At 36.3% G+C, this 8,056-nt stretch carries 5 protein-coding genes; all 5 read left to right on the forward strand.

Features of this window, described 5'->3' with window-relative positions; all coding sequences use genetic code 11:
• A partial coding sequence (locus KC460_04885; protein MCA9770676.1) for a transposase occupies positions 1-321 on the forward strand: 321 nt, incomplete at its 5' end.
• 94 nt (positions 322-415) lie between these two features.
• Positions 416-2,206 (forward strand): hypothetical protein, encoded by a 1,791-nt coding sequence (locus KC460_04890; protein ID MCA9770677.1) that lies wholly within the window; start codon positions 416-418, stop codon positions 2,204-2,206.
• 16 nt (positions 2,207-2,222) lie between these two features.
• Positions 2,223-5,441: a hypothetical protein gene (locus KC460_04895; GenBank protein MCA9770678.1), complete on the forward strand. Its 3,219-nt coding sequence runs from the start codon at positions 2,223-2,225 to the stop codon at positions 5,439-5,441.
• Between the two features lie 234 nt (positions 5,442-5,675).
• Positions 5,676-6,587, forward strand: coding sequence for a macro domain-containing protein (locus KC460_04900; GenBank protein ID MCA9770679.1), 912 nt, complete (start codon positions 5,676-5,678; stop codon positions 6,585-6,587).
• An 18-nt stretch (positions 6,588-6,605) separates the two neighbouring features.
• On the forward strand, positions 6,606-7,931 hold the full coding sequence (locus KC460_04905) for a hypothetical protein (GenBank protein ID MCA9770680.1): 1,326 nt from the start codon (positions 6,606-6,608) through the stop codon (positions 7,929-7,931).
• Positions 7,932-8,056: the final 125 nt, after the last annotated feature.

Here is an 8,056-nt window from a genome sequence, read left to right on the forward strand (position 1 = left end):
ATAATAATTAATCAAAATCGAGAGATCGTTTCTGTTGCGACTACCCCGGCTAATGTACATGATGTAAAAATGCTAAAAGATGATCAATTTATAGCACATATAAAAGGTCTTTTGATAGGCGATAAGGGTTACATTATGTCATACAATGATAGCAAAAAATTGTCTCAGAAGGGTATTCAACTATTGGCTAAACAAAGGAAAAACATGGATCCTTATTTAAATCAATACTACAAAAAAGATTTACAGAAAAGAAAAGTTATTGAAACCATTTTTGGCTATCTCAAAACTCGCGTTTCTTTGCTTTTGATATATTTTTTTTGAGATTATTATTAATTTATTGACATGGATGTTTCGATTTGTACAGTATTTTCTTGTTATACTGAGTATCAATAATTACATTACTAGAGTGGATATCATGAAGCAGCAATATATTTGTCTGATTTTTTTGTTACTTATAGCGCAGGGATTTTGTGCATATGCGTTTCGTGGTAAGCCATTATTGCTGCCACGGTCTCATAGTGTCAATGCTGCTAGAGAGTTGGTTGGTTGGCAAGAGGTGTTGAACGATGTTATGCTTGGCTATCGTCGTTCAGCATTTACTATAACGCCGGCATATAATCGCTCATTTAGCCCATGTGATATTGCAACATATTTGTTTTGCCAACCAAAACTTATTTTTTCAGGAAGTCGCGTTACAACTCGTAGTGTAAAAGACGTTTTGGCCGATTATTTTGGATTGCCCACTGATTTTAAAAGTACTATACAATTTGAGCCACGAGTTAACACGTTTTTAGTTGACTTTAATTTTTATGCGGCGCTGAGTTGTTGTGAGCAGGTAGGTAAAAACGGAAATGTATTATGTGGTGTTGCCGATTGGACGCGAGGATTTTTTTTCAGGATGCATGCACCGCTGGTCCATACCTGTTGGGATTTGAATGTATGTGAGCGTGATGTAACGCCAGGTAAGTTGCATTATCCTGCTGGCTATATGTCTTCTGAATTAATTATGCGTAATCAATTACCAAAAACGGTCAAAGATGCGTTATCTGGTAAAACGAAATTTGGTGATCTACAAGAGTCTCTGAAATACGGAAAAATTAGTTGCAAAAAACTAAAAAAAACACGTCTTTCAGAAGTTCAAGGTGCGTTTGGTTATAATGTACTTGCAAGAGAGCGGTATCATCTAGGTTTTGCTGCACGAGTTTCTGTGCCAACAGGCAATATACCGACAATGGAATTTCTGTTCGAACCAGTTGTAGGCAATGGAGGACACTGGGAGTTTGGTGGTATGATCACGGGGCATTACACATGCTGGCAGTCAAAAGATGAGCAACGCTCATTGAGCGTATATGTTGATGCGAATGTTACTCATTTGTTTGAAAAAAAACAAAAACGTTCATTCGATTTTAAGAAAAATGGATGTGGTAGCAGGTATATGCTGATTCAAGAACTGGGCAAACCAGGTATCAGAGGTGATACTGGCGATGTTCGTGTTTTAGTAGACGGTGATCAGATTGAGCGTCAATATACGGGTAAATTATTTCCGGCAATAAATAAAACAACACTTGAAGCTGGTATTAGCATTGCTGTGCAAGCTGATATTGTATGTAAATTGTCATATGTTCATAATACTTGGGCTGCTGATATTGGATATAACTTTTGGATCAGAAGTAAAGAAAAAATTAAATATTTGGAAGCATTTCCTGAAAATTGTTTTGCGATAAAAGGTGACAGCCAGCTTTATGGATTTGATGTATCGCAAATCGTTGCTTTAAATGCAACACAACAATGTGCAACACTTAATGCAGGGCAGGGTGATGGCAGTGCATCCCAGAACTTTAGTAATACAAATGCTGATACATCAGGAATTGCAGCATTTAGTTTTCCGGGAACGTTAGTTCCAAGTGTTCTATTGCAAACCGATGTTGCAGGAAATAACACTGGTATTATTGTGTTAGAGCAGGTGAGTGGATCACATCAGTCAGTACTGCTGAGTAATCGCGACATTAACCTTTGTTCTGCATTAGCACCGCGTGTACATTCACATAAATTATTTGCGAATGGTAGTTATCAGTGGATCAATTGCGAACGCGCAATTCCGTATGTTGGTATTGGCGTGGAAGTTGAATGTGTGGGGCATGGTGGGAAGAATCGCGGTGCATTTTCTCAATGGGGTGTATGGCTTAAAGGTGGTATTGCTTATTAAAAAAAGGTAAAAAATAATGAAACGTAATACAATACTACGTATTGTTTTTTTTGCATTGGTTGCTACGTATTTTTTTTCTCAATTACTGTTTGCAGCACGTATTGATCAAACTGCTCTGAAAAAAATGAGTAAATTTCAGGTGACACGCCAGTTGATTTATGCAAGAAAAATTGCAGATCGGGAGCTTATCGATCAACTCAAAGAGCGTCTTTCACAAATGCCAGATGATCCGCCGCCAATACCGCAGGGTTCTGGTGAAGGGCGCTATTATTGGTTGCCTCGTCATGATGAAGGAGGTGGTGAATGGATATGGCAGGATAAGTCGGGGGCAAGTCGTGTTGTTGCACAAACGTTACCCTCTCCTTCAGAAACAAAAATTACAAAACCAACAATTGATATGCCAATAGAATCACCAAAAGATGCCCAGGGGTCTGGTCGGTGGTTATGGCGGCCAGAGAAAGACGGTGAAGGGCAATGGATTTTTGTTTATGATGATAGTACAAAAAAACCAATTGCTGGTCCAAAAACACCAAGAGCAGAAGGTGTTCCAGATGCAATTCAAGGTCCAGAAATGGTGGTTAAAGAAAAAAAATTTATTGAGCAAGAAACTCAACAAAGTGATATACCTCCTGCCCCACAAGATGGGCCGCCAACATATCAGTCAGGTACAGGAGGGTTACCCGGTAGTGCACCAATTACTCCAGAAAAACCAGTATTACCTAAAAAACTAACAATTAAAGAAAGAATTTTAAAAAATCGTTCCTTACTTACTCAAGAAGAGATTGCTGGTTTATTGCAAGTACAGAAAGATGCATCAGATAACGTTATTTTTGATGCAATTAAAACAATCGCACACGAGGTGTATGTCAGGCCAGAAAATGATCAAAGAACTGAAGTTCAGGTTGGCAGAACAAAAAAAACATTTGATACGCCATTCGAAGCTTACCGCTGGTTTATTTTAGAAACATTAATTCAAGATGTTGGTATGAATGATGCGTTCAAAAAACACGCAGCACTTTTAGAGCTTATTGGAGAAAAAGAAGAAGAGCCGGGTGGACTTTCAAATTATATCAATTCGCTTAAAAAAGGTTACGATGAAAGATTAGAATCATTTTTGAGAAATATTGATAAAAAAATGGAGCAGCACGTTGGTGAGCTAGTAGCATTGTTCCTCAAGCTTAGCTTTCGAACAGAGAGGCAGTTTTCTGATAAACTTTTTGCTGATTTAGAGGCAATTATAGTGAATGTTGCGATTTCACAAAGGCCGTCTGTTGCAAAAAAGAAAATTAAAGTTCGCGATGATTATAAAGAGTTCGATGATCCAACACCAGCACAAAAAATATTTAATCAGTCTCGCGCTTTAGATCTTATTAAGCGGCTTGTAGAAGAGCTAGGGCGTGCAGATAGTAAGATTTCTGATGCTGATCAACCTCTTACTGATAGTAAGGGGCGATTTATGATTGAATGGTTGCGTGAGAAGATTAATCTATTGCGACTTGATCCTGATTTTTATCGATTTGATAAATTATCTGGTAGTGCATTAAGAGAGATTGCAGCAGGCCAAGCCGGTATTGAGCAGATGAAAAATGTGCCGCTTATCGATCTTCTTGATTTGTATGATGAAAAATACCTTTCTTTTTTTGCTCGTCCATTTAACATTCTTTTTGCGATTATGAATCAACTCTTTTTTGATTATAATGATGGAGAAGAAACGCTGAGCAAATACATTAATCAACATGCTGAGATGCTGTTTAAGAATTTGGATGAAGCAAAGTTGCAAGGTTGGAAAGAGGAAACTCTTAAAGAGATAGTATATAATACAAATTCATACAAAAAAATGGTCGAAGATTATTATCAAAAATTAAGAACGCTTATTATTGATAGAAAAAAGGCAGTTGATCCGTATGAAGCGCTCAATAAGCCGCTTCAAGATGCGCTTCAGTATGAAGATATTGAAAAAGCTCTGTTCTTTTTGAAAAAAGTTGCTGGTACAACAGATCGCAATATTATTATTAATGAGATAATCAAAGAGCTCAAGACGCCAAAAGAGTTATTTAAGCCAAATGCAGATGAGATTATTGCAAAACTCAAAAAGTTAACCAATAACCAAAATCCTGAATTTGAATCAAACATACGCAAGAAAATAAAAAGCTATATTGATAAAAATAAAAATGCTGCAATTGTTGTTACTATTTTAAAAGAGGCAATAGACAGTAATAAAAAGCCGCTTGTCCCATGGTTGATTCAGGAGCTTGAAAAAAATAATATATCAATAACAAAATATAGCAAAAATTTTAAGGGTGTTACCCGTACACCAAAAGATGTGTATAGTGCGCTTGGTTCGTTAGCTGGAAGAACAAATGTGTCAAAAATTATTAAAGATAAAAATTTTTACTCATTAGTTGCTCCGTATGGCCTACTCATGATGATTCTAAAAGAATGGCCAGATGAACAAAAAGAAAAAACGGCTGGACAGCGAATACAAATTTTGTATGACTCACTTAACCTTCTTGATAGCGCTGATATACGAGTTCCACGTGGTTCTGATGCAAAAAAATATATGACATTTTTTGGGCAGCACTTGGAGTTATTACACGATGTGCGTGCGTATACTGGTAAGGTGGGAGAGTTGCGCGATGCAATAATGAAGTATCATTTTAAAGATACGCGCGAGAAGCTAAAGAGTTTTGTAGATAAGGCAGATGTTGGTGTGTCGCAAGATCCCGAGTTTTCAATTATTATTGATACATTTTATCGCGCATATACTCAAGTAAGCATAGAGTACTTTATTGACCAACTTCAGAAACTTGATAAGGGTCAGGCAGAGCAAGAGCTTTCATGTATGCCTATTGTAGAAAATATAAATACGTATGTTGTAATGAAAGATGTGTTTAAACCATTATTGGAGTTGATTGTAAAAGACGGAAAGCCTATTAAACTCGATGATATTGATATTTCAGCTTTACAAAAAGAATTAGTAGATATTTTCAAAGGGTTAGAAGAAAAAATTAAGAAGAAAGTATCTGGTGAAAAAATAAGAAACGAAAACATGGGATGCATAAGAGTCTTTGTGGAAAATATGATAAGTACGTTACAAATAATGAAAGAAGAAGTCCCAAAAGAATCTGAGCAACCATCTAGTTCAATATTTCCTTCAGGAGGTCCGCCGCCAGCTCCAGGAGGAGGCCCACCACCAGTTCCAGGAGGAAGTAGGCCACCAGTGCCAAAAGTATAGTCTACGTTATATAATAGTTGCAGAGGGGGCCTTGTAGGGCCCCCTCTGAGCTTTGACAAATTGAATTTTTTATGGTTCAATTGTTAAAAAGGAGTGTATGCGTATAATATCTTTTTGGTAGTTGGTTAATATACTTTTCTTTATTAGAAGCATGTGTCTATTGTATTGTATATTTTGGACGCTTTGATTATTTCTAATAGAAAATCATTGAAGTGCGGTCATATGGAGGAAATTATGTATTCTTATCAAAAAATAGCTGGTATATTAAGTGGAGTTTTATTTGCCGGAATGGTTGTCTGCTTAGAGGGTGCTATTTCAAATAGAATAGAGTATGTGTATCATAGAACTAAAATTATTCTTGATTATGGTAGTATTGAAAAGCAGAACTTTGTTCAAGAGAAGAGTGCTATAGTTAATGCTGCAAATATGTATTTGCAAGGTGGTGGTGGCGTTGATAAAGCAATTCATGCTGTTGCAGGGGGTCAAGACCATGGTTCAAGTGTAAATAATATGTGCAAACTTTGTCTTGAGTGTCGAAAACTTACACCGCATTGGCGGAATGGCGATGTATTGTGTCCAACTGGTGAATCAAGGATAACATCAGCGTGCAAATTAGCTGAGCATGGTTATGTTTCTCATATTATCCATACGGTGGGGCCATGTCTTTTTCATGGTGCTCAAGCGACTGAAAAGCAGGAGAAGCAGCTTGCTGGAACATACATTAATAGTTTAAAGGTTGCAAAATTAAATGGTATTCAAGCAGTTGCGTTTCCACAAATTAGTGTTGGTATTTTTAATTATCCACTGGAGCAAGGCGTAGTAACTGCTATTAAAAATATTCTTATATTTATAAAAAAAAATCCAGATGCTTTGCAGGAAATTCGTCTAATAATGTGGGGTAAAGATCAGATTGGCCAGAAAGGCTATGTATTATATCGACAGTTTTTGAATGCTATTTCTGAGCCTCAAAAAAATGAAGCCTATCGTATTATTATATGTAAAGATCCAGATCAAATTGTGTGTAACAAAACAGCAATTGATATTATTTCTAGGAATCTGATATTTGGGTTGATAGTAAAGGGAAGTGCTTTGGCTTTATCTGCAGGGACGTATTTTTGGCATGGTATTATAAAAATTTTTTCGTAATATGGTAGAGTTGGAATAATGAAAATAGTAAAAGTATGTTTACCAGTTTTTTTTGTATTGCTTCTTATTGTGCCAGTCTATGTGCAAGCGTGGGATTTGTCATTCAGTAGTATCAAAACTGTTATTTCTGATTATGTTTCTAGCGTAAGAAAAGAGCCGAGCAGGATTTTTCCGGTTGCTTTTTTTGGTGGTTTGGCAGCTATTCTTGGCTATACAATATATAAACACCAAACTATGCCGGCTGTAGTTAAATATCTGGAAGATGAGGATTATCTCAAAAGTGGTGTAGTATATCTTTATGATAATTTGGTTCTACCAGGACAAAAAATTAGTTTTTCAACATCATCATCTATTGAGGATGAAGAGCAAGAAGATGAGAAAGAAAATCGAGGAGCAAATGACACAGAAATAACAGTTCAACAACTTAAGGTATTCAGCCAACGTGGAGAATATGGCGGTGGTTATGCAAGTTGTGGTTATCACACTGTAAAAAATTTGTTAGCATTGAATCATATTCTTTCAAATCCTACCATTTCTCAAAAAGATGCAAAAAAGTTGCTTGATAATTATGAAAATATTAAACGGTATTTTGGTAATCGTGATGGTGATCAAATAGGTTGTTGGAGAAAAAATATTGTTGATAATCGGGAGAAAACCGAAAATAATTTTAATAAACTAAGCGATGATTTGAAGAAAGGCGATTGGCTTGAGGCGGAAGAAGTAGAGAATTTACTTACACGTGGTTTAGATTATGGAAAAGAAGATGCAGTGAAAAATTATACTGTGGTTAAAAATATTGATTTGCTGATAAATTGTCGTCTAACTGATAGTACACAAAAAGACAATTATTTGTTTTCACAGCTACCTCAGAATGTTCCAACACTTAATTTTTTGGCAAAAATGAGCATGAAAAAACAACCATATATTCATTTATTTGCGGTTTCTACAGCCAATGAATCTAGTACATATGGACATTGGTTTGGAGTTGTTCTACGTGCAACTCAAGCCTCAAGAGAGTATACGGTTGTCGATTCACTAAATAATGTTTTATTGTATGGTGATGGTAAGCATGATTGCTTGAAGAAACTTATTGGGTATATTGAGGGTGATAGCAATGAAGACCAACGAATTAACAACGTTGATGAACAAATTAAAGCACCGGATTTTATTTTGCGTGATTTAGAGCATAATCTTGATACGGCTTCACCTTTTTGGGACCAAACCCAAACTCTTTTAGATCGATACGAGCGTTGGGGTGGCAATGCCGATAAGGTAAAGGGCTTTAGGCGCAAGTTTGTAACTTGGTGCAAAAACGCGGATAACGAAAAGCACTCAACAAAGTAAATAAAAAAAGTAGTGGAGCGAATTGTGAAATTAAAAAATCGATACATACGATTCAAAAGTCCTAAACATGTAGGCTAAAACAGCAGCCTTTACTTGCGCAAGGAAGCTTTCGGCTGTTCTTGCAA

The organism is Candidatus Dependentiae bacterium (genome assembly GCA_020431705.1).
Taxonomy (GTDB): domain Bacteria; phylum Babelota; class Babeliae; order Babelales; family Vermiphilaceae; genus JAGQHQ01.